Annotated in this window: 26 protein-coding genes; 15 read left to right on the plus strand and 11 right to left on the minus strand. The window is 72.5% G+C overall.

The features are described from left to right. Window positions 1-2 precede the first annotated feature (2 nt). Window positions 3-623 carry a hypothetical protein gene (locus ACZ4VI_RS19395; RefSeq protein ID WP_468000629.1) on the minus strand — a complete coding sequence of 207 codons (621 nt, stop codon included), beginning with the start codon at window positions 621-623 and terminating at the stop codon, window positions 3-5. A 131-nt stretch (window positions 624-754) separates the two neighbouring features. Between ACZ4VI_RS19395 and ACZ4VI_RS19400 the strand changes: the two genes are divergently transcribed. Both ACZ4VI_RS19400 and ACZ4VI_RS19405 read left to right on the plus strand, forming a co-directional pair. Next, window positions 755-1,705, plus strand: coding sequence for a fibronectin type III domain-containing protein (locus tag ACZ4VI_RS19400; protein ID WP_468000631.1), 951 nt, complete (start codon window positions 755-757; stop codon window positions 1,703-1,705). 54 nt (window positions 1,706-1,759) lie between these two features. After that, window positions 1,760-3,634 (plus strand): hypothetical protein, encoded by a 1,875-nt coding sequence (locus ACZ4VI_RS19405; RefSeq protein ID WP_468000632.1) that lies wholly within the window; start codon window positions 1,760-1,762, stop codon window positions 3,632-3,634. Window positions 3,635-3,700: 66 nt separating this feature from the next. On the opposite strand, the gene ACZ4VI_RS19410 is transcribed toward ACZ4VI_RS19405, so the two are convergent. From ACZ4VI_RS19410 to ACZ4VI_RS19420, 3 genes are all read right to left on the minus strand, one after another. Further along, window positions 3,701-4,855, minus strand: a complete 1,155-nt coding sequence (locus ACZ4VI_RS19410) for a GDSL-type esterase/lipase family protein (RefSeq protein ID WP_468000634.1) — start codon at window positions 4,853-4,855, stop codon at window positions 3,701-3,703. Between the two features lie 249 nt (window positions 4,856-5,104). Beyond that, entirely contained in the window at window positions 5,105-6,727 is a 1,623-nt protein-coding gene (gene aceB / locus ACZ4VI_RS19415) for a malate synthase A (RefSeq protein ID WP_468000635.1), read from the minus strand. A gap of 238 nt (window positions 6,728-6,965) precedes the next feature. Next, on the minus strand, window positions 6,966-7,580 hold the full coding sequence (locus tag ACZ4VI_RS19420) for a nucleotidyltransferase family protein (RefSeq protein ID WP_468000636.1): 615 nt from the start codon (window positions 7,578-7,580) through the stop codon (window positions 6,966-6,968). Window positions 7,581-7,747: 167 nt separating this feature from the next. Between ACZ4VI_RS19420 and ACZ4VI_RS19425 the strand changes: the two genes are divergently transcribed. Beyond that, entirely contained in the window at window positions 7,748-8,068 is a 321-nt protein-coding gene (locus ACZ4VI_RS19425) for a DUF5955 family protein (RefSeq protein WP_468000638.1), read from the plus strand. 13 nt (window positions 8,069-8,081) lie between these two features. On the opposite strand, the gene ACZ4VI_RS19430 is transcribed toward ACZ4VI_RS19425, so the two are convergent. Together ACZ4VI_RS19430 and ACZ4VI_RS19435 are read right to left on the minus strand one after the other, a co-directional pair. Then, the gene (locus ACZ4VI_RS19430) at window positions 8,082-8,708 is read right to left on the minus strand and encodes a response regulator (protein WP_468000640.1); all 627 of its coding nucleotides are present in this window, start codon (window positions 8,706-8,708) and stop codon (window positions 8,082-8,084) included. After that, a complete protein-coding gene (locus ACZ4VI_RS19435) occupies window positions 8,705-9,880 on the minus strand; it encodes a sensor histidine kinase (protein WP_468000642.1) in 1,176 nt (391 codons plus the stop codon). Before ACZ4VI_RS19435 ends, ACZ4VI_RS19430 begins: the two co-directional genes overlap by 4 nt. A 113-nt stretch (window positions 9,881-9,993) precedes the next feature. On the opposite strand from ACZ4VI_RS19435, the gene ACZ4VI_RS19440 reads away from it, so the two are divergent. Together ACZ4VI_RS19440 and ACZ4VI_RS19445 are read left to right on the plus strand one after the other, a co-directional pair. Next, a complete protein-coding gene (locus tag ACZ4VI_RS19440) occupies window positions 9,994-11,079 on the plus strand; it encodes an ABC transporter permease (protein ID WP_468000644.1) in 1,086 nt (361 codons plus the stop codon). Continuing rightward, window positions 11,076-11,756, plus strand: a complete 681-nt coding sequence (locus ACZ4VI_RS19445) for an ABC transporter ATP-binding protein (RefSeq protein ID WP_468000645.1) — start codon at window positions 11,076-11,078, stop codon at window positions 11,754-11,756. The genes ACZ4VI_RS19440 and ACZ4VI_RS19445 overlap by 4 nt, the downstream gene beginning before the upstream one ends. 107 nt (window positions 11,757-11,863) lie before the next feature. On the opposite strand, the gene ACZ4VI_RS19450 is transcribed toward ACZ4VI_RS19445, so the two are convergent. After that, a complete protein-coding gene (locus ACZ4VI_RS19450; RefSeq protein WP_468000647.1) occupies window positions 11,864-12,673 on the minus strand; it encodes an IclR family transcriptional regulator in 810 nt (269 codons plus the stop codon). A gap of 303 nt (window positions 12,674-12,976) precedes the next feature. Between ACZ4VI_RS19450 and allB the strand changes: the two genes are divergently transcribed. Next, window positions 12,977-14,311 carry an allantoinase AllB gene (gene allB / locus ACZ4VI_RS19455; protein WP_468000649.1) on the plus strand — a complete coding sequence of 445 codons (1,335 nt, stop codon included), beginning with the start codon at window positions 12,977-12,979 and terminating at the stop codon, window positions 14,309-14,311. Window position 14,312: 1 nt separating this feature from the next. Beyond that, on the plus strand, window positions 14,313-15,428 hold the full coding sequence (alc, locus tag ACZ4VI_RS19460; protein WP_468000651.1) for an allantoicase: 1,116 nt from the start codon (window positions 14,313-14,315) through the stop codon (window positions 15,426-15,428). A 384-nt stretch (window positions 15,429-15,812) separates the two neighbouring features. Here the strand turns inward: alc and ACZ4VI_RS19465 are convergent, their stop codons facing one another. After that, on the minus strand, window positions 15,813-16,553 hold the full coding sequence (locus ACZ4VI_RS19465) for an SDR family NAD(P)-dependent oxidoreductase (protein WP_468000653.1): 741 nt from the start codon (window positions 16,551-16,553) through the stop codon (window positions 15,813-15,815). Between the two features lie 177 nt (window positions 16,554-16,730). Between ACZ4VI_RS19465 and ACZ4VI_RS19470 the strand changes: the two genes are divergently transcribed. From ACZ4VI_RS19470 to ACZ4VI_RS19480, 3 genes are all read left to right on the plus strand, one after another. Continuing rightward, window positions 16,731-17,342, plus strand: a complete 612-nt coding sequence (locus ACZ4VI_RS19470; RefSeq protein WP_468000654.1) for a dihydrofolate reductase family protein — start codon at window positions 16,731-16,733, stop codon at window positions 17,340-17,342. A 102-nt stretch (window positions 17,343-17,444) separates the two neighbouring features. Further along, window positions 17,445-18,380: a DMT family transporter gene (locus tag ACZ4VI_RS19475; RefSeq protein WP_468000656.1), complete on the plus strand. Its 936-nt coding sequence runs from the start codon at window positions 17,445-17,447 to the stop codon at window positions 18,378-18,380. Window positions 18,381-18,391: 11 nt separating this feature from the next. Further along, entirely contained in the window at window positions 18,392-18,751 is a 360-nt protein-coding gene (locus ACZ4VI_RS19480; RefSeq protein WP_468000658.1) for a hypothetical protein, read from the plus strand. Window positions 18,752-18,755: 4 nt separating this feature from the next. Here ACZ4VI_RS19480 and ACZ4VI_RS19485 read toward each other — a convergent pair whose 3' ends face one another. Next, a complete protein-coding gene (locus ACZ4VI_RS19485; protein ID WP_468000660.1) occupies window positions 18,756-18,977 on the minus strand; it encodes a hypothetical protein in 222 nt (73 codons plus the stop codon). Between the two features lie 145 nt (window positions 18,978-19,122). On the opposite strand from ACZ4VI_RS19485, the gene ACZ4VI_RS19490 reads away from it, so the two are divergent. The 4 genes from ACZ4VI_RS19490 to ACZ4VI_RS19505 are packed head-to-tail and all read left to right on the plus strand — an operon-like array spanning window position 19,123 to window position 22,650. Next, the gene (locus ACZ4VI_RS19490) at window positions 19,123-20,340 is read left to right on the plus strand and encodes a sensor histidine kinase (protein WP_468000662.1); all 1,218 of its coding nucleotides are present in this window, start codon (window positions 19,123-19,125) and stop codon (window positions 20,338-20,340) included. Further along, the gene (locus ACZ4VI_RS19495) at window positions 20,337-21,005 is read left to right on the plus strand and encodes a response regulator (protein WP_468000664.1); all 669 of its coding nucleotides are present in this window, start codon (window positions 20,337-20,339) and stop codon (window positions 21,003-21,005) included. The genes ACZ4VI_RS19490 and ACZ4VI_RS19495 overlap by 4 nt, the downstream gene beginning before the upstream one ends. A gap of 33 nt (window positions 21,006-21,038) precedes the next feature. Next, window positions 21,039-22,217, plus strand: coding sequence for a cytochrome P450 family protein (locus tag ACZ4VI_RS19500; RefSeq protein WP_468000666.1), 1,179 nt, complete (start codon window positions 21,039-21,041; stop codon window positions 22,215-22,217). Between the two features lie 4 nt (window positions 22,218-22,221). Continuing rightward, entirely contained in the window at window positions 22,222-22,650 is a 429-nt protein-coding gene (locus tag ACZ4VI_RS19505; protein WP_468000668.1) for a PaaI family thioesterase, read from the plus strand. 33 nt (window positions 22,651-22,683) lie between these two features. Here ACZ4VI_RS19505 and ACZ4VI_RS19510 read toward each other — a convergent pair whose 3' ends face one another. Both ACZ4VI_RS19510 and ACZ4VI_RS19515 read right to left on the minus strand, forming a co-directional pair. Next, a complete protein-coding gene (locus tag ACZ4VI_RS19510; RefSeq protein WP_468000670.1) occupies window positions 22,684-23,160 on the minus strand; it encodes a DUF4383 domain-containing protein in 477 nt (158 codons plus the stop codon). 36 nt (window positions 23,161-23,196) lie between these two features. Beyond that, complete coding sequence (locus ACZ4VI_RS19515) at window positions 23,197-24,210, minus strand: Gfo/Idh/MocA family protein (protein ID WP_468000672.1); 1,014 nt, start codon at window positions 24,208-24,210, stop codon at window positions 23,197-23,199. A gap of 158 nt (window positions 24,211-24,368) precedes the next feature. Here ACZ4VI_RS19515 and ACZ4VI_RS19520 point away from each other — a divergent pair, with 158 nt between their 5' ends. Further along, on the plus strand, window positions 24,369-25,088 hold the full coding sequence (locus ACZ4VI_RS19520; RefSeq protein ID WP_468000761.1) for a GntR family transcriptional regulator: 720 nt from the start codon (window positions 24,369-24,371) through the stop codon (window positions 25,086-25,088). Window positions 25,089-25,090: the final 2 nt, after the last annotated feature.

Below are 25,090 nucleotides of genomic sequence, written 5' to 3' on the forward strand. Positions count from 1 at the left end.
CATCAGTGACCCCCGCGTCCGTCGGAACTCATCGGTCCCGCGCGGCCGGATTCGGCCGCGGCCCTCCGTGCGCACTCCTCGGCCAGTGCCGGATAGGCCCGCCCGATCGCCTCGTAGAGCCTCGTCCGCAGCAGCCGTTCGGCCTCCGCTCGCCCCGTCGTTCCGTACAGGCCGTCGAGCAGCGTCTCGTACCGCGACAGGGCGTGCCGCAGATAGCTCACCTGCCACCGCACGAGCGCCCCGGCCGCCACCCCGCCGGGGCTGCGGGCCCCGAGCAGGTGCCGGTGCCGCACCGCGCGCCGCTCCAGCTCCGCCGCCGGGAGCCGGGGGACCTCGATGGGCTGCGCCCGGATCGCGGCGAGCACCGCCCGCCGTCGCCGCTCGGCCCCCGCCTCCGCGGCGGAGGAGCGCCGCCCCGAGTCGGCCGCGCAGCGGGTGAACTCCGGTGTCCGCTCGACCGCCTCCACCCGCGCCACCAGGTACAGCCGCACGGGCGCGATCGACCACCGCCGCGGATCCCGCCCCTGCACATCGGGCTCGCCCAGAAGGTCACGCACCATCGCGTCGGTCCAGCCGCGCGCACGGAGTCCGGCGAGCGTCACAAAGGTCGTACGGTCCGTCATGTTTCCCCCACTTCTGATCACGGAGAGTGACGAATCCAGTGAAGCGCACGCCACTGACAATCGCCCTCTTGCCGTGGCCGCCGCCCCGTGCCATACAGGTCTGGACCAAGTCGACGGACGGAGGCATTCCTGTGCAACGCCCGCTCGCCACGAGCGTGTTGACCGCCGTCGCACTCGCCCTCACGGCCTGCTCGCCGGGCCCCGCCAAGGACACCCGCGGCCCCACCGCCCCCACGGGCGTCACCGCCGCCTCCGGCAGCGCCCACACGGTCCACGTGATGTGGAACGCGGCCACCGACGACCGCGCGGTCACCGGCTACGAGGTCTACCAGCAGGGGCGCAAGGTCAAGGACGTCCCCGCCACCACGCTCATGGCCGACATCGTGAACCTCACGCCCGCGACCCCGTACGCCTTCACGGTCCGCGCCCGCGACGCCGCCGGAAACCGCTCCGCGCACAGCACGACCGTCCCCGCCACCACCCTCGCCGCGACGGCCGATGACCGCACACCCCCGACGGCCCCGCGAGCCCTGCGTGCCACCCCCGAGGGAAGCCACGCGGCCACCCTGACCTGGCAGGCGGCCCGCGACGACACCAAGGTCACCGCGTACGACGTCTACCAGGCCGACGCCCGCATCCACACCGTCCCCGGCACGGCCACCACCGCCCGCCTCACCGGCCTGCGCCCCGGCACCGTCTACTCCTTCACGGTCCGCGCCCGCGACGCCGCCGAGAACTCCTCCCCGGACAGCACCCCCGCCGACCTCACCACCACCCCGGCCCCGGGCGCCGCCCCCAACACAGCCCCCACGAACCTGAAGGCCAAGGCCACGAAGGGCGAGATCACCCTCACCTGGACTCCACCGAACACGGGAGCCCCGGTGAAGGAACACCAGCTCTACCTGAACGGAGCCTTCACCACCACGATCATCTGGGGCACCGACCCCCCACGCGCCGACGCCGCCTACACCTTCACGGTCCCCACCACCCCCGGCACCCGCTACAGCGTCACACTCCGCGCCCGCCTCCCCGACGGCACCTGGGGTGACTTCTCGGCCCAGCGGACCGTTGTCGTCCCATGACGGCGCCGCCACGCGCCTCGTCGTCCGGCGCGTGCCGGAACTACCCTGGGAAAGGTGGCAGGGACCGTGCTCACCAACACCGGGCTCGACGCGTTCCTCGACGGAACACCGGAGTCCCGCGACCCCTCGTTCGTGCGCGCCGCGGACGCCATGCTCTCGTTGCTGTCCCTGCGCGGGGCCGACCGGCGGAGCGGGCTGCCCGAACCGAGCGTGGAGCTGGTGCGGCGGCTGCTCGTCGAGGACGCCCCCGCCTTCGTGTACGCGACGCCCGAGGAGCTGGCGGCCTATCCCGCCGTGCTCGTGGCCCTCACGCAGCGCGTGCGGGAGGCAGGGCGGCTCAACGCGAAGCGGCAGGCGCGGATCGTGGCCGCGATCGAGGACATCGTCCCCGACTTCGAACGGGCCATGAACGACCCCGCCAACTACACCTGGCAGCGCTGGTACGCCTCCCTGCTGCGCGCCGACGGGACCGACCCCGGCGACCCCGCCGCCGTACGGGCCTGGCTCGCCGGACACGACGGAGTGCGGCCGCCCGACGGGCTCAACCGGGCCGACCTGATGTACCGCAGCGAGTTCGCGGACACGCTGCTCGCCGACGCGCTCACCGCCGCGTACGTGTGGGACGCGGAGTCGCCCTCGCCCGCAGGGCCGCTGCTGGCCGACGGGGACGTCTCGCACGGGGTGGGCAAGATCGGGGGCCTGCTGGTCGACCGGTGGACCGCCGCAGGGCTCTCCGGCGCGCTCGCGGGACCGTACGCCCATCTCGCGCCCGGGCCCGAGGCCTTCCCGCACCTCGTCCTCGCCGACACCCTCCTCGACGAACACCTGAACTACTACGGCGACTCCTCCATCCCCGTGCCGCCTCCGCGCATGGAGGCGCACGAACCCCAGCGGTCCGTCGAGGCGGGCGCCGATCTGCTCGCCGCGGCCGTCGAGGAGATGAAGGCGGAGGACGGCGGACTGTACGACGGCGAGGCCGCGCACCTGCTGTACGCGCTCTACCAGCGGGGCGCCTGCGCCGAGTCGATCGCGCGCCGGGCGGCCGAGTTCGAGGACTGGCCGGTCGATCCCCGTCTGGAGGACGCGCCCGTCCTCGTACCGGCGCAGGCCCCTGAGGAGTATCAGGTCCCGCCCGTCGCGGAGCTGTCCCGGCTCACCGGGAGCGAGGTCACGGACGAGCAGCGGGCCGCCCTCGAACCGGCCGCGCGGGCCATGGCCGCCACCGTCGACCGGCTGGCCGCCACCGGCATGGTCTTCCGCGCCGGCGACGCCTTCGGCCTCACCCCCTGGGGTGTCGAGGTCCTCCACTATCTGCTGCGGGTGCGCTGGGTCGCGGCGCCCGACGCCAAGGAGGCCGCGGCCTGGGACGCTCCGACCGTGATCGCCGCCGCCGAGGGCTGGTCCGCCTCCGCCGCCACCCGGGTCCTCGCCGAGTGGCTGCACGCGCACGGCGACACCGTCGAAGCCTGGTCCGCGCTGCTCGACGCGCTCGGCACCGTCAACGCCGGCACCTTCGAGGCCGCCGACACCCGCGCCCTGTTCGGCTTCCTGGACCCCGCGGCCGCCCCCGTCGAGGCGCTGCGCGGCGCCCTCGACGACCCGGTGATGGGCGCGTACGCGTACGGGGTCCTGCGCGCCCGGGGCGAGCCGGCGGACGAGACGCGCGTGCCGCTGTCCGCCCGGGCCGTGCTGATCCTGGACCGGCTCTCCCGCCGTCGGACAGAGGGGCGTACGGTCCTCGACTCGGCCGCCGAGAGCTGGCCGGGCGGCCTCGACGCCCTGGTCAGGGAGATGGCGGAGGCCGACCCGTACCGCGCGGAGCGGACGCTCGGTGCGCTCCACATCCCGATGCCGGCGACGAAGCGGTCGAAGGAACGGGCGAAGGAGCGGGCGCGGCGCCGCGGCCGGAGCGGCCGCCGCACCCGCTGATCCCCGTGGGGGGTCGGACACGGCCGTCAGGAGACGGCCGTCAGAACACGGGTCAGGAGACGGCCGTCAGTTCGCGGCCGTCAGGTACATCCCGGAGGCTCCGGACCCCGCGGTGTTGCGGCAGGAGAAGTTCCCGCTCGGCTGGGCGTGGATCAGCGCGAGACAGCGGCCCAGCGCCAACTGGCCGTAGTGGTTGGGGTGTACGTTCTCCTGGATCGGCCCCTGGGTCTCGTTCTGGTCGATCCAGCGCACCCACTCGCTGCTCGTGGCCGAGGCCGGCACCGTCGAACTGACCTGCTTGCTGGCCTTCGCGCACACCTCGCGCCCCTGGAGCATGTCGCGCAGATCCATGAACTGCACGCCCTTGCTCGCCGCGACCGCCTTGAGCCGGTTGGCGACCTGCGGGACCAGCGAGTCGCGCGCCCAGTCGGAGTCCAGGTCCCAGAACGGGCAGCCGCCCGTGTTCGTCCGCGTCCAGCCGCTCTCGCCGTAACGGTTCTCCGCGGCCCGCGGGATGGGGGAGGGGTACGACTGGAGCACGATCCGGTACGAGGAGGCGGCGTACCCGGCGCCGGACATCACCGCGCGGATCTCGTCGACGGACTTTCCGACGTTCGCCATCACGGTGTCGATCTTCGCGTCGACCTCGGCCTGCTGGTCGTCGTGGCAGTACGAGTACCAGACGATGTAGTCGGTCGCGCAGGTCCTGATGATGTCGGCGAAGCCCAGGTCGTTGCCGCCGATCGACAGCACGACCGTCTGGACGTCGTGGGAGGCGGCGACGGCCGCCAGTTGGTCGGCCTGCGGCGCCTCGCCCTTGTACGCCACGCCGCCGTTCGACGCGCGGAAGACGTTCTGGGTCGTCGCCCCGGAGCAGGCCAGGTTGATCAGCGTCGAGGCGATCGCGCCCGCGCTCTTCACCTCGGCCGAGTCGGAGCGGTGGCAGCCGTTCGCCGCCGTCGTGCCGTACACCCGGGAGGGGTCGTACGTGCTGCCCGTCCACGCCCGGTCGGTGCCGTTCCGGCTGCCGCTCGTGGTCAGGCTGTTGCCCTGCCAGCGTCCGGCCTCGCCGGAGATGTAGCTGTCGCCCATCGACACGACGGCGGTGGGCCCGGACCCGTCGGAGGCGGCGGTGGGGGCCGCCCCGGCGGCCAGGAGTCCGCCCACGGCGAGGGCGACGGTGGCGAGTCTTCGGACCGTGCGGTGCGGGGTTCTGGGCATGGCTGCGTTCTCCTGCGTCGGTGCAGAGGAGTGGGGGACAGCCGCCGGCCGGTGGCATGCGGAATCTGGCACGCCGTGGCTTGTTACCGCTAGGTAGCGGCGGGTTTCGGTTGCGTCACGGGCCCTGTGAAACGCACCGGAGCGAAAATGGCTCCGCCCCCGGTGCTGTGCGTTCACCAGGGGCGGAGCCGTTTTTTCGGGGTAACCGCGAGTTCGCGGATACCGCGTGCCGATCGGCCGCTGTGCGGGTCAGCCGATCAGCTGGTCGTATGCCGGGAGGGTCAGGAAGTCGGCGTAGTCGGCGTCGAGGGAGACGTGGAGCAGGAGGTCGTGGGCCTGCTGCCACTTGCCGGCCGCGAAGGCCTCCTCGCCGATCTCCTCGCGGATCGCGGCCAGTTCCTCCGCCGCGACCTTGCGGGCCAGCTCCGGCGTGGCCTTCTCGCCGTTCTCGAAGACGACGCCAGCGTTGATCCACTGCCAGATCTGCGAGCGCGAGATCTCGGCCGTGGCGGCGTCCTCCATCAGGTTGAAGATGGCGACGGCGCCGAGGCCGCGGAGCCAGGCCTCGATGTAGCGGATGCCGACCTGGACGGCGTTGCGCAGACCGTCGTACGTCGGCTTCGCGTCGAGCGAGTCGATGGCGATCAGGTCGCCGGGCGCCACGGAGACGTCCTCGCGGAGCCGGTCCTTCTGGTTCGGCCTCTCGCCGAGCACCGCGTCGAAGGAGGCCATCGCGATCGGGACGAGGTCCGGGTGGGCGACCCAGGAGCCGTCGAAGCCGTCGCCCGCCTCGCGGTCCTTGTCGGCCTTGACCTTCTCGAAGGCGACCTTGTTGACCTCGGGGTCCTTGCGGGACGGGATGAAGGCCGCCATGCCGCCGATCGCGTGCGCGCCGCGCTTGTGGCAGGTGCGGACGAGGAGTTCGGTGTACGCCCGCATGAACGGGGCCGTCATCGTGACCGCGTTGCGGTCCGGGAGGACGAACTTCGGCCCGCCGTCACGGAAGTTCTTGACGATGGAGAAGAGGTAGTCCCAGCGGCCCGCGTTGAGGCCCGCCGCGTGGTCGCGGAGCTCGTAGAGGATCTCCTCCATCTCGTACGCAGCCGTGATCGTCTCGATGAGGACGGTGGCGCGGACGGTGCCCTGCGGGATGCCGACGTAGTTCTGCGCGTAGACGAAGATGTCGTTCCAGAGGCGGGCCTCCAGGTGCGACTCCGTCTTCGGGAGGTAGAAGTACGGGCCCTTGCCCAGCTCGATCAGGCGCTTGGCGTTGTGGAAGAAGTACAGGCCGAAGTCGACGAGCGCGCCGGGGACCGGGCGGCCCTCGAAGGTCAGGTGGCGCTCCTCCAGGTGCCAGCCGCGGGGCCGCATCACGACGGTGGCGAGCTCCTCGGCGGGCTTGAGGGCGTAGGTCTTGCCCGAGCGCGGGTCCGTGAAGTCGATGTTCCGGTTGTACGCGTCGATCAGGTTGACCTGGCCGAGGACGACGTTCTCCCAGGTCGGGGCCGAGGCGTCCTCGAAGTCCGCGAGCCAGACCTTGGCGCCCGAGTTCAGCGCGTTGATCGTCATCTTCCGGTCGGTCGGGCCGGTGATCTCGACGCGGCGGTCGTTCAGGGCCGCCGGGGCCGGCGCGACCCGCCAGGAGTCGTCCGCGCGGATCGCGGCGGTCTCCGGCAGGAAGTCGAGGGTCGAGGTACGGACGATCTCGGCGCGACGCTCCGCCCGGCGGGCGAGGAGCTCGTCCCGGCGCGGGGTGAACCGCCGGTGCAGCTCCGCCACGAAGGCGAGGGCCGCGTCGGTCAGCACCTCCTCCTGCCTCGGCAGGGGCTCGGCTTCGACGACGGCCAGGGGGGACGGCGCTGGTGCGGACATGAACTGTCACTTCCTTCAGCGGGCTTCACGGGCGGTGCTGGGCGGTGCCTTTACGGCCGCCGGGCGTCACGGATCGGCACGGAGTGCCGCAGGCGCCGAGATACGGCCGCGGAGCGCCGTCAGGGGGATCAGGCGCTTCTGAACAGTGGATACTAGTTTCCTCATAGTGGAAGTTCAATCGTTTGTTGATATCGAGATTCTCTGGATCGACAGAACATGGCGCTCAGTGCCACACCCTTCACTCAAGGTGCGCCAGGTCGGCCTCCGTGTCGATGTCATAGGGCTCGGCCACATCCGAACAGTCCACGAGGGTGATCGCATCCCGATGCTCCGCCAGGTAGTCCCGCGCCCCCTGATCACCGACCGCCCCCGCCGCGATCCCCGCCCAGCGGTCCGCGCCGAACAGCACCGGATGGCCGCGCTTCCCGTCGTACGAAGCCGCCGCGAGGGAGTCGCGCGAGCGGTACGCCTCCCGGACCCGCGCCACCGCCTCCGCGCCGATCCCCGGCTGGTCCACCAGCGACACCAGCGCCGCGTCCACCGGCAGCGCCTCCGCGGCCAGCGAGGCGAGCCCCACCCGCAGCGAGGACCCCATGCCCTCGGCCCACTCCGGGTTGTCGACCAGCACGCAACCGGGGAGCTGCGCCCGCTCCCGTACGAGCTCGGCCGAGGCCCCGAGGACGACATGGATCACCTCGCAGCCCCCCTCGCGCAGCACGCGCACCGCGTGCTCGACCAGCGGCCGGCCGCGATGGGTCAGGAGCGCCTTGGGGCGGCCGCCGAGGCGCCGTCCGCCGCCCGCCGCGAGGAGCAGACCGGCCACCAGGGGGGAGGAGTGCTGTGTGTTCGTCATACCGACTGCATACCGCATGACACGGAGGCCTGAATTGTTCCCGCGATATGGCGCGCCGGGCGCGCGATGGCGTTAACTTGCTCGCGACTCCGGGCGCCCGACCATCGTTCGACGGGTCGGGTGGGTCGGTGGAGTTCGGCGCACAGTGTCGTGCGAGGGGGAGAAGTTTGTTGCGGAGCGTTGGGCAGAGGCGTGTGACGACCGGCGGCGGCGAGGACCCGAGAGTGGCGGAGCTGCGTGCCGCCGTCTCCCGGCTCCGCCGCGAACTCGCGGGCCACCGCGTCGATTTCGCCGACCGGGGCATCGCCGAGGACGAGCTCGCCGCCCTTGACGCGATGGCCGTCAGCGGCGTCCCGGAGGTACGGCGGCTGCGCTGCTCGCTGCTCCTGATCGCCGGCGCGATCGGCTCGGTCAGCGCCCTGTCGAACGGTCTGACGGGAGTCCGCCAGGCCGTCGAACTCTTCGGAGAGCCCCCGCGTGAGGCGTGACCCCCTCCGGCCTCTACCGCCGGATCAGGCGCCGTGAGGTTGCCGTCGCCACCGCCGCCGTACGGGAGTCGACGCCCAGCTTGGCGAAGATGTGCACCAGATGGGACTTCACCGTCGCCTGGCTCAGGAACAGCGCCTTGCTGATCTGCTGGTTCGACAGACCCTCGCCGACCAGCTGCAACACCTCCAGCTCCCGCTTCGTCAGCGCCTCCGCGGGCGTCCGCATCCGGTCCATCAGCCGGTGCGCCACCGCCGGGGCCAGTGCCGACTGGCCCGCCGCCGCCGTGCGGACCGCCGCCGCCAGTTCCTCCGGCGGCGCGTCCTTCAGCAGATAGCCCGAGGCCCCCGCCTCTACCGCGGCAAGAATGTCCGCATCCGTGTCGTACGTGGTCAGGACCAGGACCCTCGGCCCACCGGTACGCGCGGTGATCGCCGCCGTGGCCTCCGAGCCGTGCATCCCGGACCCGAACTGGAGGTCCATCAGGACCACGTCCACCTCCTCGGCGGCGGCTAGCTCCACGGCCCGCTCGGCCGTGGCCGCCTCGGCGACCACCGTGAAGTCCGGCTCCGTGTCGAGGACCGCGCGTAGCCCGGCCCGTACGACCGGATGGTCGTCGGCCAGGAGAAGACGGATGGTCATGCGGAGACTCCAGCGGGTGTTCCGGCGGGAAGGGGGAGGGACACGGCGACGGCCGTGCCCTGACCGGGCGCGGACTCCACCGTGAACGTGCCGCCCAGCGACTCCGCCCGCGAGCGCATTGCCAGCAGCCCGAAGCCCCCGTCCGAGGACGGGCGTACGGACGCGATGTCGAAGCCCTTGCCGTCGTCGACCACGTCCAGAGTGACCGAGGCGTCCATGAACGACAGCGTGATCTCCGCGCGCGCGGCGGAGGCGTGCCGCACCGTGTTCGCCAGCGCCGACTGCGCGATCCGCAGCAGCGCCACCTCGTACGGCGTCGGCAGCTCCACCGGCGTCCCGCTCACCGAGAAGCGCACCCGCGGCCCGGTCCCCGTCGGCTCGCACAGCCGCTCCAGGGCCGCCGCCAGCGAGCCGTGCTCCAGGTCCGGCGGTGACAGCGCCCGTACGAACCGCCGCGCCTCCGCCAGGTTGTCCTGCGCCGCCCGCCTGGCTGCCTCGATGTGCCCGGCGGCCGGCGAACTCTCCGGCAGCGCCCGCTCGGCGGCCCGCAGCAGCAACTGGATCGAGGAGAGCCCCTGCGCCAACGTGTCGTGGATCTCCCGCGCCAGGCGCTCGCGCTCCGCGAGCGTGCCCGCGTGCCGCTCGGCCGCCGCCAGCTCCGCCCGGGTCGCGATCAGCTCCTCCACCATCCGCCTGCGCCGCTCGCTCTCCCGGTACAGCGCCTGGTAGCCGAGGACCGTCGCCACGGCCACGGCCGCGCCGAGCAGGGGCCCGATGAAGACCCCGGGATTGAGGGGCGCCCCATGGCGTACGTACGACAGGATCGCCGCGCCCGCCGTCAGGGCGACCGAGGGCAGCGCCCAGCGCACGGGCAGCAGATGCAGCTGGAGGAAGTACAGCGGGAACGCCACCCACAGCCCGTCGGGGGTCGCCCAGAGGAGCGCCAGCCAGGACGCGCCCAGCACGGCCAGCCACACCGCGGCGGCCCGCTGGGAGTCCCGTACGGAGGGCAGGAAGGCCCCGGCCGCGTACACCGCGCCCGTCACCGCCGCGAGCGCGACCCCGGCCCCGGAGTCCGCCCGTACCGCCGCGAGTGCAAGCAGCCCCGCCACCAGCAGGTGCAGACAGAGGCGCAGCGCACGCAGGGCGGGGGTGAGGGAACGCGGATCCATGATCTGCCCAGCGTAGGCCGGAGCCGGCGATCCGGACCTCAACCGAAAGTTTGATAGCGGAGCCATCCGTGGCGCGATGCCGGGGGCCGGGGGAGCCGGGAAAGCTGGGCGGCATGTTCGTGGCATGGAGAGACCTGAGATTCGCCAAGGGGCGATTCACCCTGATGGGCACGGTGATCGTGCTGATCACGCTGCTCGTCGGACTGCTGTCCGGGCTGACCGCCGGACTCGCCCGCGAGAACGTCTCGGCGATCACCGGGCTGTCGGCGGACCGGCTCGCGTTCGCCGCCCCGCCTTCCGGCCAGTCCGTGTCCTTCACCAACTCGACGGTGACGGAGGGCCAGTGGCGGCGGTGGGCGGAGCGGCCCGGCGTCACGAGCGCGGAGCCGCTCGGCATCCGTACGCTGGGCGGCGCCGCCGGGGACCGTACGGTCGCCGTATCCGCGTTCGGTACGGAGCCGTCGGCCGCCCTCGCGCCGGAGAGCGGGAAGCTCGGGCCGGGGCGGGTCGTCCTCTCCGAGTCCGCGGCCGCGGAGCTCGGCGTCGGCGTGGGCGGGGCCGTACGCCTCGGTCCGCTGGAGGCCCGCGTCGCGGCCGTCGCCGGCGACGCCTCGTACAGCCACACGCCCGTCGTCTGGACCTCGCTTGACGACTGGCAGAAGCTCGGGCACAACGGCACGACGCCGGAGGAGCAGGCCACGGTCGTCGCGCTGCGTCTCTCCGGGGACGTGGACCTGGGGGCCGTGGACGAGGCGCTGGGCACGGAGTCGCGGACGATCGACGAGGCGCTCACCGCCATAGGGTCCTACCAGGCCGAGAACGGCTCGCTGCAGCTGATGCGGGGATTCCTCTTCGTCATCTCCGCGCTGGTCATAGGGGCCTTCTTCACGGTCTGGACGATCCAGCGGAGCGGTGACGTGGCGGTACTGAAGGCGCTCGGCGCCTCCACCCCGTACCTGCTGAAGGACGCGCTCGGGCAGGCGGTGCTGATGCTCGGCGCCGGCACGCTGCTCGGTACCGGTCTCGCGGTCGGCGCGGGGGTGCTGATCAGCGGCGGGGACGTGCCGTTCGTCCTGGAGCCGCTGACCGTGCTCGGCCCGGCCGCCGTGATGATCGTGCTCGGTGTCCTCGGCGCCGCCCTGTCCATCCGGCGGATCACCGCCGTCGACCCCCTGACCGCGCTCGGGAGCGCCCGATGACTCTGCTGCTGGACGACGTGACCCTGACGTACCCCGACGGCGACGGGCGGCTGACCGCTCTCGACGCGGTCTCCCTGGAGGTGCCGGCCGGTCACCTCACTGCGGTCGTGGGACCCTCCGGCTCCGGCAAGTCCAGCCTGCTGGCGGTCGCGGCGACGCTGGTGACGCCGGACCGGGGGCGGGTCGTGGTGGCCGGCACGGACACCGGGCCGCTGGATCCGGCGGCCCGGGCGGCGCTGCGGCGGGAGCGGATCGGGATCGTGTTCCAGCAGCCGAACCTGCTGCCGTCGCTGACGGCGGTGGAGCAGGTGCAGGTGATGGCGCATCTGTCGGGGGCGAAGCCGAAGGCGGTACGGGATCGGGCCCTGGGCCTCCTGGACGCGGTCGGCCTCGCGGACCAGGCGACCCGCCGCCCGCACCAGCTCTCCGGCGGCCAGCGCCAGCGGGTCAACATCGCGCGCGCCCTGATGAACGAGCCGTCGGTCCTCCTCGTCGACGAACCCACGAGCGCGCTGGACCACGAGCGGGGCGCGGCGATCGTGAACCTCCTGGCGACCCTGACGCGGGAGCGGTCCACGGCGACGATCCTGGTGACGCACGACCACACCCACTTGTCGCAGGCGAACACGACGGTCTTGGTCCAGGACGGCCGCGTGACGGAACGCGCGGCGGTGTGACCCCGCGGGTTGTGGGCCTTCGCCCCGCGGGCGGTGCCCACCCTCCCCTCCCCGGGTTGTGGGCAATCGTTCCGCCCCAGCGGAACGACTGCCCACAACGGGGGGGACTACGCCCCGCCGTTGGCCGACGTGTTGGCGAGGGCCGTCGAGAGTTCCTTGGCGACTTCCTGGAGGATCGGGACGATCTTCTCCGTTGCCGCTTCCGTCACACGGCCCGCCGGGCCCGAGATGGAGATGGCCGCCGCGGTGGGGGAGTCGGGGACCGGCACCGCGAGGCAGCGGACTCCTACCTCCTGCTCGCTGTCGTCGACCGCGTACCCGGCGTCCCGTACGGCCGCGAGCGCGTCCAGGAAGCCCTCCGGCGTGGTGATCGTCTTCTCGGTCGCGGCCGGCATGCCCGTACGGGCCAGCAGCGCGCGCACCTCGTCCGCCGGGGTGTAGGCGAGGAGCGCCTTGCCCACGCCCGTGGAGTGCGGCAGCACGCGCCGGCCGACCTCGGTGAACATGCGCATCGAGTGCTTGGACGGCACCTGGGCGACGTACACGATCTCGTCGCCGTCGAGGAGCGCCATGTTCGCCGTCTCGCCCGTCTCCTCGACGAGCCGCGCGAGGTACGGGCGCGCCCAGGTGCCGAGCAGCCGGGAGGCCGACTCGCCCAGGCGGATGAGGCGGGGGCCGAGCGCGTACCGGCGGTTGGACTGCTGCCGTACGTAGCCGCAGGCCACCAGCGTGCGCATCAGCCGGTGGATGGTGGGCAGCGGCAGCCCGCTGCTGGCGGAGAGCTCGCTCAGCCCGACCTCGCCCCCGGCGTCGGCCATCCGCTCCAGGAGGTCGAAGGCGCGCTCAAGGGACTGGACGCCACCGCTCGCGGCGGCGGGCTTGGCGGCGTCGGTGGTGCTGGCGCTGGACGTCGGCACGTCAAGGTCCTTTCGGGGCAGGCGGGCAAGGCTGCAGCCTACCGGGCCGTCTGTTCGGACACACGGTCCCGGTCCGGGCGTACGGGCCGGTCAGGGGGGTGTTTGTCCGGTGTCGGCGGCTGCCCGGTGGCATCCGCCTCCTCCCGCATGTACGGAGCTACGTTCTACTGTACGAAATTTCCATTCCACTTCATGGAAACGTCCAATCGGTGCGGCATGCTGAAAGTGTGCCCTTGACGACATGTCGTCCTGAGTGAAGACTCCTTCAACAGTTCGTTGAAATTTCTGCTGGAAGGGGTACGGGTGGACGTCAACCTGGTACTGCGCTCGACTCGCGTGATCACCCCGGAGGGGACGCGGGCCGCGTCGATCGCCGTCTCCGGCGGGACCATCGCCGGTGTCCTGCCGTACGACGCCGAGGTACCGGCCGGGGCCCGGCTGGAGGACGTCGGCGACGACGTCGTACTCCCCGGGCTCGTCGACACCCACGTACACGTGAACGACCCCGGCCGCACGGAGTGGGAAGGCTTCTGGACCGCCACCCGCGCCGCTGCCGCCGGTGGCATCACCACCCTCCTCGACATGCCGCTGAACTCGCTGCCGCCCACCACCACGGTCGAGCATCTGCGGGTCAAGCAGGACGTCGCCCGTACCAAGGCGCACATCGACGTCGGTTTCTGGGGCGGTGCGCTGCCCGACAACGTCAAGGACCTGCGTCCGCTGTTCGACGCCGGCGTCTTCGGCTTCAAGTGCTTCCTGTCGCCCTCCGGCGTGGACGAGTTCCCCGCACTGGACCAGGAGCAGCTGGCGAACTCGCTCGCGGAGATCGCCGGCTTCGACGGCCTGATGATCGTCCACGCCGAGGACCCCCACCATCTGGCCGCCGCCCCGCAGAGGAAGGGCGTGAAGTACGCCGACTTCCTCGCCTCCCGGCCGCGCGACGCCGAGAACACGGCGATCGAGAACCTGATCAACCAGGCCCGCCGCCTCAACGCCCGCGTCCACGTCCTCCACCTCTCCTCCTCCGACGCGCTGCCCCTGATCCGGGCCGCCAGGGCGGAGGGCGTGCGGATCACGGTCGAGTCGTGCCCGCACTTCCTCACCCTCACCGCCGAGGAGATTCCGGACGGCGCGACGGAGTTCAAGTGCTGCCCGCCGATCCGCGAGGCCTCGAACCAGGACGCGCTGTGGGAGGGGCTCGCCGACGGCACGATCGACTGCATCGTCTCCGACCACTCGCCCTCCACCGCCGACCTCAAGACCCCGGACTTCCTCTCCGCCTGGGGCGGGATCTCCTCCCTCCAGCTCGGCCTGCCGGCGATCTGGACCGAGGCCCGGCGTCGCGGCCACGACCTGACGGACGTCGTCCGCTGGATGTCGACCGCCCCCGCCCGCCTCGCCGGCCTTTCGTCGAAGGGCGCGATCGAGGCCGGCCGCGACGCCGACTTCGCCGTCCTCGACCCGGACGCGACGTTCACCGTCGACCCGGCTGATCTCGAACACCGCAACCGGATCACCGCCTACGCGGGCAAGACCCTGCACGGCGTCGTGACCTCGACCTGGCTGCGCGGTGAGCGCGTCAACGACCGCGGCACCCTCACCGAGCCCACCGGGCGCCTCCTCGAAAGGAACAACTGACGTGTCCGCCATACCCTCCTTCACCGGTGACGCGAGCCCGTACGGCGGCGGTGACCCGTACGCCGACTACCGCACGGCGGACTTCCCCTTCACGCAGTACGCGGACCTCGCCGACCGCCGCCTCGGCGCCGGAGTGATCGCCGCCAACGACGAGTTCTTCGCCGAGCGCGAGAACATGCTCAAGCCCGAGGCCGCCGAGTTCGACCCCGAGCACTTCGGGCACAAGGGCAAGATCATGGACGGCTGGGAGACCCGCCGCCGCCGTGGTGTCTCGGCCCAGCAGCCCCACCCGACCGAGGACGACCACGACTGGGCGCTCGTCCGCCTCGGCGCCCCCGGTGTCGTCCGCGGCATCGTCGTCGACACCGCGCACTTCCGCGGCAACTACCCGCAGGCCGTCTCGGTGGAGGCCACCTCCGTCGCCGGCTCCCCGTCCCCGGAGGAGCTCCTCGCGGACGACGTGAAGTGGACGACGCTCGTCCCGCGCACCGCGATCGGCGGCCACGCGGCCAACGGCTTCGCCGTCGACGTCGAGCAGCGCTTCACGCACCTGCGCGTCAACCAGCACCCCGACGGCGGCATCGCGCGCCTGCGCGTGTACGGAGAGGTCGCCCCGGACCCGAAGTGGCTCGGCGTGCTCGGTACGTTCGACCTCGCCGCGCTCGAGAACGGCGGCCAGGTCGAGGACGCCTCCGACCGCTTCTACTCCCCGGCGACCAACACCATCCAGCCGGGCCGCTCCCGCAAGATGGACGACGGCTGGGAGACGCGGCGCCGCCGCGACAAGGGCAACGACTGGATCCGCTACAGCCTGGCGGCCGAGTCCGAGATCCGCGCGGTCGAGATCGACACGGCGTACCTCAAGGGCAACAGCGCGGGCTGGGCGGCGCTGTCCGTGGCCGCCGAGGGCTCCGAGGACTGGACCGAGATCCTGCCCCGGACCCGGCTCCAGCCGGACACCAACCACCGCTTCGTGCTCGACACCCCGGCGGTCGGCTCCCGCGTCCGGATCGACATCTACCCCGACGGCGGCATCTCCCGCCTCCGCCTCTTCGGTTCGCTCACCGAAGAGGGTGCGGCGCGGCTGACGGCCCGCCACCAGGAACTGGGCGGGTAACGACACCCCGCCCGGCCCGCGAGGGCGCACCGGCCCGACAGCACCGGTGCGCCCTCGCGTACTTCCAGCCCAGGGCCGTTGTGGGCATTCGTTCCGCTGGGGCGGAACGGGTGGGCACAACGGACGGCGCCCTTGCCGGGCCCAGGCTCCCCGTGCCTGCGGTGCCTACGGGTGCGGCGCCGTCGTGGGTTGTGCCCACCCGTTCCGCCCTGCGGAACGATTGCCCACAACCCGCGTGCGGGTGAGGGCGGGCTCCGCCAAGCGGGACGGGTGCCTATCAACCCGCGTGCGGGTGAGGGCGGGCTCCGCCAAGCGGGACGGGTGCTTACAACCCGCGTGCGGGTTGCAGGGTGGGTGCCGCCCAGGGGACGAGCCACAGGCTTTCTACGCCGCGTGGCCGCCGTCCACCGAGAACTCCGCGCCCGTCACGTACCGCCCGTCCGGGCCCGCGAGGAACGCGACCATCGCCGCGACCTCGTCCGCCGTGCCGAAGCGGCCAAGGGCCGTCATGGACGCCTGGCCCTCCGCGTACGGGCCGTCCGCCGGGTTCATGTCGGTGTCGACCGGACCAGGGTGGACGATGTTCGCGGTGATGCCGCGCCCGCCCAGCTCCCGCGCGAGGGCCTTCGTCAGGCCGATCAGCGCCGACTTGCTGGTCGCGTACAGGGTGCCGCCGGGGCCGGGGACGCGCGCCGTCATGCACGTGCCGATCGTGATGATCCGGCCGCCGGACTCCATCCGAGCCGCGGCCGCTTGCGAGGCGAGGAACGCCGCGCGCACGTTCACCGCGAGGATCCGGTCCACATCCGCGAGCGTCAGGGACTCCATCGGACCGAGGATCCCGACGCCCACGTTGTTGACCAGCGCGTCCAGCCGGCCGAGCGCGTCCGCCGCCCACTCCACCGCGCCCGCCGCGTCCCCGGCGTCCGCCGCGTCGGCCCGCAGGGGGAGCGCCTTGCGGCCGGCCGCCTCGATCCCGGCCGCGACCTCGCGCGCCGCCGACTCGCCCCGTACGTACGTGAAGGCCACGTCCGCGCCCTCCCGGGCCAGCCGCAGCGCCGTGGCCGCGCCGATCCCCCGGCTGCCGCCCGTCACCAGAACCGCCTTGCCGCTCATCGTGGACATCCCGAAACCTCCGTAAGCACTGACTGGTTGCGGGTTCAATCAAAGTCGGCGCAGCGGCACAACGCTGGCGGCAATCGGACACCGATGACTTTCGCCGAGCGGTGCGGTCAGAGCTTGTGAGACACGATGGACCGGGGGGAACACCGCACCCGGCAGTCACACCGAAAGGGCACCATCATGGGCAAGCTCTCCCTCACCCAGTTCGTCACGCTCGACGGCGTCTACCAGGCACCCGGCGGGCCCGACGAGGACCGCAGGGGCGGCTTCGAGCACGGCGGCTGGACCGTGCCGTTCGCGGACGAGGACTTCGGCGCCTTCGCCAACGAGAACTTCGAACGGCCCGCCGCCTTCCTGCTCGGCCGCCGGACGTACGAGATCTTCGCGAGCTACTGGCCGCAGCACGACGACCCCGCCGACCCCATCGCCTCCAAGCTGAACGCCCTCCCCAAGTACGTCGTCTCCACCACCCTCGACACCGCCGACTGGGCCGGCACCACCGTCCTCGGCGGCGACGCCGTCAAGGAGGTCACGGCCCTCAAGGACCGCGTCGACGGCGAGATCCAGATGCACGGCAGCGGCAAGCTCGCCCAGTCGCTGATGGCTGCCGACCTCATCGACACGCTCCACCTGCTCGTCTTCCCCGTCGTCCTCGGCACGGGCTTCCGGCTCTTCCCCGACGGCGCCCGGCCCACCTCCTTCCGCAACGTCGGGTCCAGAACCACGAGCACCGGCGTCACCATCAACACCTACGAGCTGGCCGGGCGTCCCGAGTACGGGACCTACGCGTAGGCGAAACATGTAGCCACCACCGGCCCATCCGGGTACGGTGATCGTCCCGCGTGAGAGCCGCCGAAGTCTCCACCTCGTCCGACGTGTTGGAGCAGGCCCACGATGACCGCTACGTCGCCGATCGCCGCTTCCGTACCCCTCCGCGCCCCGCGCCGCGCCTGGCTCACCGACCTTCCGGTGCTCCTCGTCGCCGTCGTCTGGGGCGCCAGCTATCTCGCGGCCAAGGGCATCACCACCACGCACACCGTCGTGGCCGTCCTCGTCCTGCGGTTCGCCGTCGTCCTGCCCGCCCTCGCCGTCGCCGGATGGCGCGGGCTGCGGGCGCTGAGCGCCGCGCAGTGGCGCGGGGCGGGCCTCCTCGGCCTGATCCTCAGTGGGATCTTCCTCCTGGAGACCTACGGTGTCGTCCACACCTCCGCCACCAACGCGGGCCTGATCATCAGCCTCACCATGGTCCTCACCCCGCTCGCCGAGGCCGCCGTCACCCGCATCCGACCGCCCCGCGCCTTCCTGGCCGCCGCCGGGCTCTCGGTCGCCGGTGTGGTGCTGCTGACCCAGGGCGGCGGCTTCACGGCCCCGTCCCTGGGCGATCTCCTGATGCTCCTCGCCGCCCTCGCCCGGACCGCGCACGTGTTGGCGATGTCCCGGCTCAAGGCCGTCCAGGGCGCCGACTCGCTCTCCCTCACCACCGTCCAACTCGGCTCGGCCGTCGCCGTCTTCGCCCTGCTCGCCGCCGCCCCCGGCACCGGCGCGTCGCCCTGGTCGGTGGCGCTCGGCTTCGGCCCGCGCGAATGGGCGGGCCTCCTCTTCCTCTCCGTCTTCTGCACGCTCTTCGCCTTCTTCGTGCAGATGTGGGCCGTCCGCCGCACCTCCCCGTCCCGCGTCAGCCTCCTGCTCGGTACGGAACCGCTGTGGGCCGCCGCCGCCGGCATCGCGATCGCCGGCGACCGGCCCGGCGTGGTCGGCGTCGCCGGCGCCATCCTGGTGCTGGCGGGGACGAGTTGGGGCCGCCGCGCCGCCGACGAGAGCGCCCGGTAGGTTCTTGCGCCATGCGTTCACTGCCGTACGACATAGAATTCCGCGCCCGTGCACGGCGCACCCAGGGCTGGGGACTCGGGCTGCTGGCCGTCGCGGGCCTGATGTGGATCTGGTTCGCGGTGCTGCTCTTCGGGCCGTACTCGCCCGAGGAGTCCAGCCGCGAGTGCCAGTCCCGCTTCACAAGCGAGCACCTCCACAACAGCAGCAGCAGCTGTGTGACCGAGCGCGACTGGCCCGAGCTGCTCGCCGTCCTCGGCGGATCGGTCCCCTTCGCTGTGGTCGGCGGCGTCCTCTACACCAGCGGCTCCGTCTCCCACCGCATGGCCGAACACCTCGCCGAGGTCACCCGCCTCACCGAGGCGAGCGCCTAGGCGCCTAGGCCTTCCGTACGCGGTCCGAGGCGATCAGGATCACCAGGCCCAGTACCGCGATCACGATGTTGGCGAACAGCTCGCGGCCTTGGAGGAACCAGACGTTCTCCGTCAGGAACCGGGTGAACCCCATGAGACGGAACCAGCCGTCGGTCAGCTCGCGGATCACTCCGCAGACGCCCGCGATCAGTACCACCATGCCGACGATCTCCACAAACTTCTTCATGCAGCGAGCATGATCCGTTCCGCCCGGCGCTCGCGTCGGCCGAGAGGACATCGGGGGGCTACCAAAGTCTCGGACCGTGCGACTTTGGTGGCCGACCGGCCTTCACGACCGGCCGCGCGCCCCTGACGTGCGTACGTTGGTCCGTATGACACGTACGGACCGCCACGCCTGGCTGCTTCCCTCGGCCATGGCCGAACCCCCGGCCGACGGCCCGGGGGGACACCGGCCTCGGCGGACCGTCCGCGACTGGGTCGTCGACGCCCTGCTCTTCCTCGGCGCCGTCCTCTTCGGCCTGCTCGCGGCCGAGGCCAGCGGCCAGGCCAACAGCGAGGCCGTCGCCTTCGCCGACCAGATCGCCGGCGCCCTCGCCTGCTGTGCCCTCTGGCTGCGCCGCCGCTGGCCCGTCGGGCTCGCCGTCGCGCTCTCCGTCGTCAGCGTGGTCGCGCCCGTCGCCGGCGGTGCCTTCCTGGTCAGCCTGTTCAGCGTCGCCGTCCGGCGGCCCTTCCGCGAGATCGCCTGGATCGGCGCGCTCGCCGTCGCCTGCACCACCGCCCAGGTCTTCGTGCGCCCCGACCCCGAGACCGGCACCGTCCTCGGGATCGTCATCGGCTTCATCCTGGTCCTGCTGATGACCGCCTGGGGCATGCTCGTACGTGCCCGGCGTCAGCTCGTCGAGGCCCTGCGGGAGCGCGCCCGGCGCGCCGAGGCCGAGGCGGAGCTGCGGGCCGAGCAGGCCCAGCGGCTCGCCCGGGAGGCCATCGCCCGTGAGATGCACGACGTCCTCGCCCACCGGCTCACCCTGCTCAGCGTGCACGCCGGAGCGCTGGAGTTCCGGCCCGACGCCCCGCCCGAGCAGGTCGCCCGTGCCGCCGGAGTCATCCGGGACAGCGCCCACGAGGCGCTCCAGGACCTCCGGCAGATCATCGGCGTGCTGCGTACCCCCGGTGAAGGCGGGGAGGGGGACAGGCCGCAGCCCACCCTCGCCACCCTCGACGCGCTGGTCGCCGAGTCCCGCGAGGCCGGGACGAAGGTCGTCCTCGACTCCACGATCGACGATCCGGACGCGGTCCCGCCCGCCACCGGCCGTACTGTCTACCGCATCGCCCAGGAGGCCCTCACCAACGCCCGCAAGCACGCGCCCGGCGCCGAGGTCACGCTCACCGTGCGCGGCCGCCCCGGCGACGGACTGACCGTCGAGGTCCACAACCCGGCCCCCACCGGACCCGTCCCGCACGTCCCCGGCTCCGGGCAGGGACTCATCGGCCTCGCCGAGCGCGCCACCCTCGCCGGGGGCCGCCTCGACCACGGTCCGGCCCCCGACGGAGGATTCACCCTGCGCGCCTGGCTACCGTGGCCCTCATGACCATCCGGCTGCTCATCGTCGACGACGACCCCCTGGTCCGCGCGGGCCTCACCCTCATGCTCGGCGGCGCCGACGACATCGACATCGTCGGCGAGGGCACCGACGGCCGGGACGTCCCCGAGCTCGTCGCCCGCCTCGCCCCGGACGTCGTCCTCATGGACATCCGGATGCCGCAGGTCGACGGCCTCACCGCCACCGAGCTCCTGCGCGCCCGCCCCGACGCCCCCGAGGTCGTCGTCCTGACCACGTTCCACGCCGACGAACAGGTCCTGCGCGCCCTGCGCGCGGGCGCGGCCGGATTCGTCCTCAAGGACACCCCTCCCGCCGAGATCGTCGCCGCCGTGCGCCGCGTCGCCTCCGGCGACCCCGTGCTCTCCCCGGCCGTCACCCGCCAGCTGATGAGCCATGTCGCGGGCCGTCCGGAGCAGTCGCGGAGCGCGACCGCCGCCGACCGGCTCGCCGAGCTGGCCCAGCGTGAACGCGAGGTCGCGGTCGCCGTCGGCCGCGGGCAGTCCAACGCCGAGATCGCCGCAGCCCTCTACATGAGCGTGCCGACCGTCAAGACCCATGTCTCGCGGATTCTCGCCAAACTCGGCCTCAACAACCGTGTCCAGATCGCGCTCCTCGTCCACGACGCCGGCCTCCTCGACGAGGGGGACGCCTAGGTTCCCTGCGAAGGGGCCGCCTAGGCTGAGACGATGTCGACCATCGAACTGGGGGAGTGGGGCGCGGACTTCACCGCGAATCCGTATCCCTACTACGCCAAGCTCCGCGAGAGCGGTCCCGTCCACCACGTCCGCATGCCCGACGGCTGGGAGTTCTGGCTCGTCGTCGGCCACGAGGAGGGGCGAGCGGCCCTCACCGACCCGCACCTGGTCAAGTCGCCGTCCGTCATCGGCTTCACCGCGGTCGACGAGGAGGTCATCGGCCCCAACCTGCTCGCCGTGGACCCGCCGGACCACACCCGGCTGCGCAAGCTCGTCGCCCGGGAGTTCACCGGGCGGCGGGTGGAGGCCCTGCGCCCCCGGATCCAGGAGCTCGCCGAGGAACTCGCCGACGCCATGGCGCCGGCCGGCCGCGCCGATCTCGTGGACGCCTTCGCGTTCCCGCTGCCCATCACCGTCATCTGCGAACTCCTGGGCGTTCCGACGGCCGACCGCGACTCCTTCCGCCGCTGGTCCAACGAGCTGGTCGCGCCGACCGGTGGAACACCCGAGCGGGAGGTCGTCGAGGGCTTCGGCGCCTACCTCGACGCGCTCATCGAGGACAAGCGCGCCGCCCGGCCCGCCGACGATCTGCTCTCCGCCCTCATCACCACCCGCGCCGAGGACGGCGACCGGCTCTCCCTGCCCGAACTGCGGGCGATGGCCTACCTGTTGCTCATCGCCGGGCACGAGACCACCGTCGGTCTCATCTCCAACACGATGCGGGCCCTGTTCGCCCACCCGGACCAACTCGCCGATCTGCGCGCCGACTTCGGCCTCCTCGACGGGGCGATCGAGGAAGGTCTGCGCTACGACGGGCCGGTGGAGACCACCACCTTCCGGGTCGCCAAGGAGGCGACCACCGTCGGGGACACCCCCATCCCGGCCCACTCGGCGGTCTTCGTCTCCCTCGCGGGGACCGACCGCGACCCGGACCGCTTCCCCGAGCCCGACCGCTTCGACATCCGCCGCGAACCGCGCGGCCATCTGGCCTTCGGACACGGCATCCACTACTGTCTCGGCGCGCCTCTCGCCCGCCTCGAGGGCACCATCGCGATCCGGACCCTCCTGGAGCGATTCCCGCGGCTTGAACTCGACCCCGATGGCGCTCCCTGGGAGTGGATGCCGGGCCTGCTCATTCGCGGCGTGCGCCGCCTTCCCGTCAGGTGGTGACCCGATGACCAAGCCCTCGCAGGACCTCGACCTCGTCCTCGCCCAGAAGGTCCTGGACGCCCAGCCGTTCAGCCGGCTCGTCGGCGCCCGGATCGCCGCCTTCGGCGATGGCGGGGCCACGCTCGAGGTGGACCTCCGCGAGGAGCTCCAGCAGCAGAACGGCTTCGCGCACGGCGGCGTGCTCTCGTACGCCGCCGACAACGCGCTCACCTTCGCGGCCGGCACCGCGCTGGGCGCGGCCGTCCTGACGGCCGGCTTTTCCATCCAGTACGTCCGGCCCGCGCGCGGCCGGACGCTCGTCGCCCGCGCGAGCGTGGTCCACGCGGGGCGACGGCAGGCGGTGGTGCGGTGCGATCTGCTGACGGTGGACGAGGACGGCGGCGAGACGCTGTGCGCGGTGGCGCAGGGGACGGTGCTGTCGGCGGGGGCCTGAAGTTCCCGTGCTCAGAATCTGAGGCTCCCGTGCTCAGAAGCGGGCGGCTCTCCTCCTTCGGGGGCCGAGCAGGACGCCGAGGACCACCATCCCGGCACCGAGGCCGAAGTGGAGCCAGTTGTCGGCGTCGTTGAGCGGGACGAAGTTGGCGTCGCTGTCGAGGTCGATGACCAGTCCGTAGATCCAGAGCGCGAGATACACGACACCGCCGCCGACGAGGAACGTCCGGGCCCCAGAGGCGGTGCGGGCCATGAGGATTCCGGCGACTCCGAACAGGAGGTGCACGAGGTTGTGCAGGATCGACACCTGGAACACGCCCAGGAGCTCGGCCTGAGAGTCACGCTCGGCGAACTCGAGCGCGTCGTGGTTCGTCGTGACCTCCGGGATGAACCCGAGAACCCCGGCCACCAGGAAGACCACTCCCACCAGCAACGCCACCTGCCGCACCAGGGCGCGGGTTCCGGCCATGACGATCGCCTCCTCGACGCGCACGCGCAGGTCGGTTCGCACCGCGTCTACCCGCTCCGCGGCCGATCAGCCGCCCGCTCAGGCAGCCGTCGAGGGAATCTCGGCCAGAGAGACGGGGCGGCGCTCGCGCCGCGAGCGCTCGCACGCCTCGGCGATCCGCAGCGCCTCCAGGGCCTCGCGGCCGTCGCACGGATTGGACGCCTCGCCGCGCACCAGGCGTACGAACGCGTCCAGTTCGGCTTCGTACGCCGGGGCGAACCGCTCCAGGAACCCCGGCCACGGCTTGACCGGGGCGGGCGGCCCTGCGGCCTCCACCGAGGTGAGCGGGGTCCGGTCGTCCAGGCCGACGGCGATCTGGTCCCGCTCGCCCGCCAGCTCCATCCGTACGTCGTAACCGGCGCCGTTGCACCGGGTCGCCGTCGCCGTCGCCAGGGTGCCGTCGTCCAGGGTGAGCAGTGCCGCCGCCGTGTCCACGTCGCCCCCCTCGCGGAACATCGCGGGGCCGGCGTCCGAACCGGTGGCGTACACCTCGACGACCTCCCGCCCGGTCACCCAGCGCAGGATGTCGAAGTCGTGCACCAGGCAGTCCCGGAAGAGCCCGCCGGAGAGCGGCAGATACGCGGCGGGCGGCGGGGCCGGGTCCGAGGTGGTCGCCCGTACGGTGTGCAGCCGGCCGAGCCGCCCGGACCGTACGGCCTCACGGGCCGCCACGTACCCGGCGTCGAAGCGGCGCATGAACCCGAGCTGGAGCTCCGTACCCGCGGACTCGACCGCCCGCAGCGCGCCGAGCGTGCCCGGCACGTCCAGGGCGATGGGCTTCTCGCAGAACGCCGGGAGCCCGGCGCCGGCCACGCGGGCGATCAGCTCGGCATGGGCGGCGGTCGCTGAGGCGATGACGACGGCGTCCAGGGCGTGGTGCTCCAGGAGGGCGTCGACCGTGGGCGCCACCGTGGCCCCGAGCGCCCCGCCGACCCGCGCCGCCCGGGTGGCGTCCGCGTCCGCCACGATCAGCGACTCGACCTCCGGGTGGCGGGCGAGCACGCCCGCGTGGAAGGCCCCGATACGACCTGTTCCGATCAGTCCGATACGCATGGCCCCAAGGTGGTGCCGCACGGTCACCGTGTCAAGGAAATGTCAGGACAATCGGACTTCACCACTTCCTGTCATCATCCCCTCGGGCTACGCTCCCGTCCGTGTCCAAGCAGTCGTCGTCCAAGCCGCCGTCGCCCGCCGAGCCGCCACCGCTCTCCGTGGACCGCACCAGCCCGGTCCCGCTCTACTACCAGCTCGCCCGGCAGCTGGAGGCGGCCATCGAGAACGGGGCCCTGGCCCCCGGCAGCCTGCTCGGCAACGAGATCGACCTCGCCACCCGGCTCGGCCTGTCCCGCCCGACCGTCCGCCAGGCCATCCAGTCCCTCGTCGACAAGGGCCTCCTGGTCCGCCGGCGCGGCGTCGGCACGCAGGTCGTGCACAGCCAGGTCCGGCGCCCGCTGGAGCTGAGCAGCCTCTACGACGACCTGGAAGCGGCCGGCCAGCACCCCGCCACCCGGGTCCTCGTCGACCGCGTCGAACCCGCCGCCGCCCGGGTCGCCGCCGCCCTCGGCGTACCGGAGGGCAGCGACGTGCGCTATGTGGAGCGGCTGCGCACGGCCCACGACGAGCCCATGGCGTACCTGCGCAACCACCTCCCGGCCGGACTGCTCGACCTGGACGCCGGGCGCCTGGAGACGACCGGCCTCTACCGCCTGATGCGCGGCGCCGGTATCACTCTGCACAGCGCCCGCCAGACGGTCGGCGCCCGCGCCGCCACGGCCGCCGAGGCGGAGCTGCTCGACGAGAAGGAGGGAGCACCGCTGCTCACGATGGAGCGCACCACCTTCGACGACACGGGGCGGGCCGTCGAGTTCGGCTCCCACCTCTACCGGGCCTCGCGGTACTCCTTCGACTTCCAGCTGCTGGTCCGCCCGTAGTC

This window comes from Streptomyces sp. NPDC029169, from assembly GCF_055563935.1.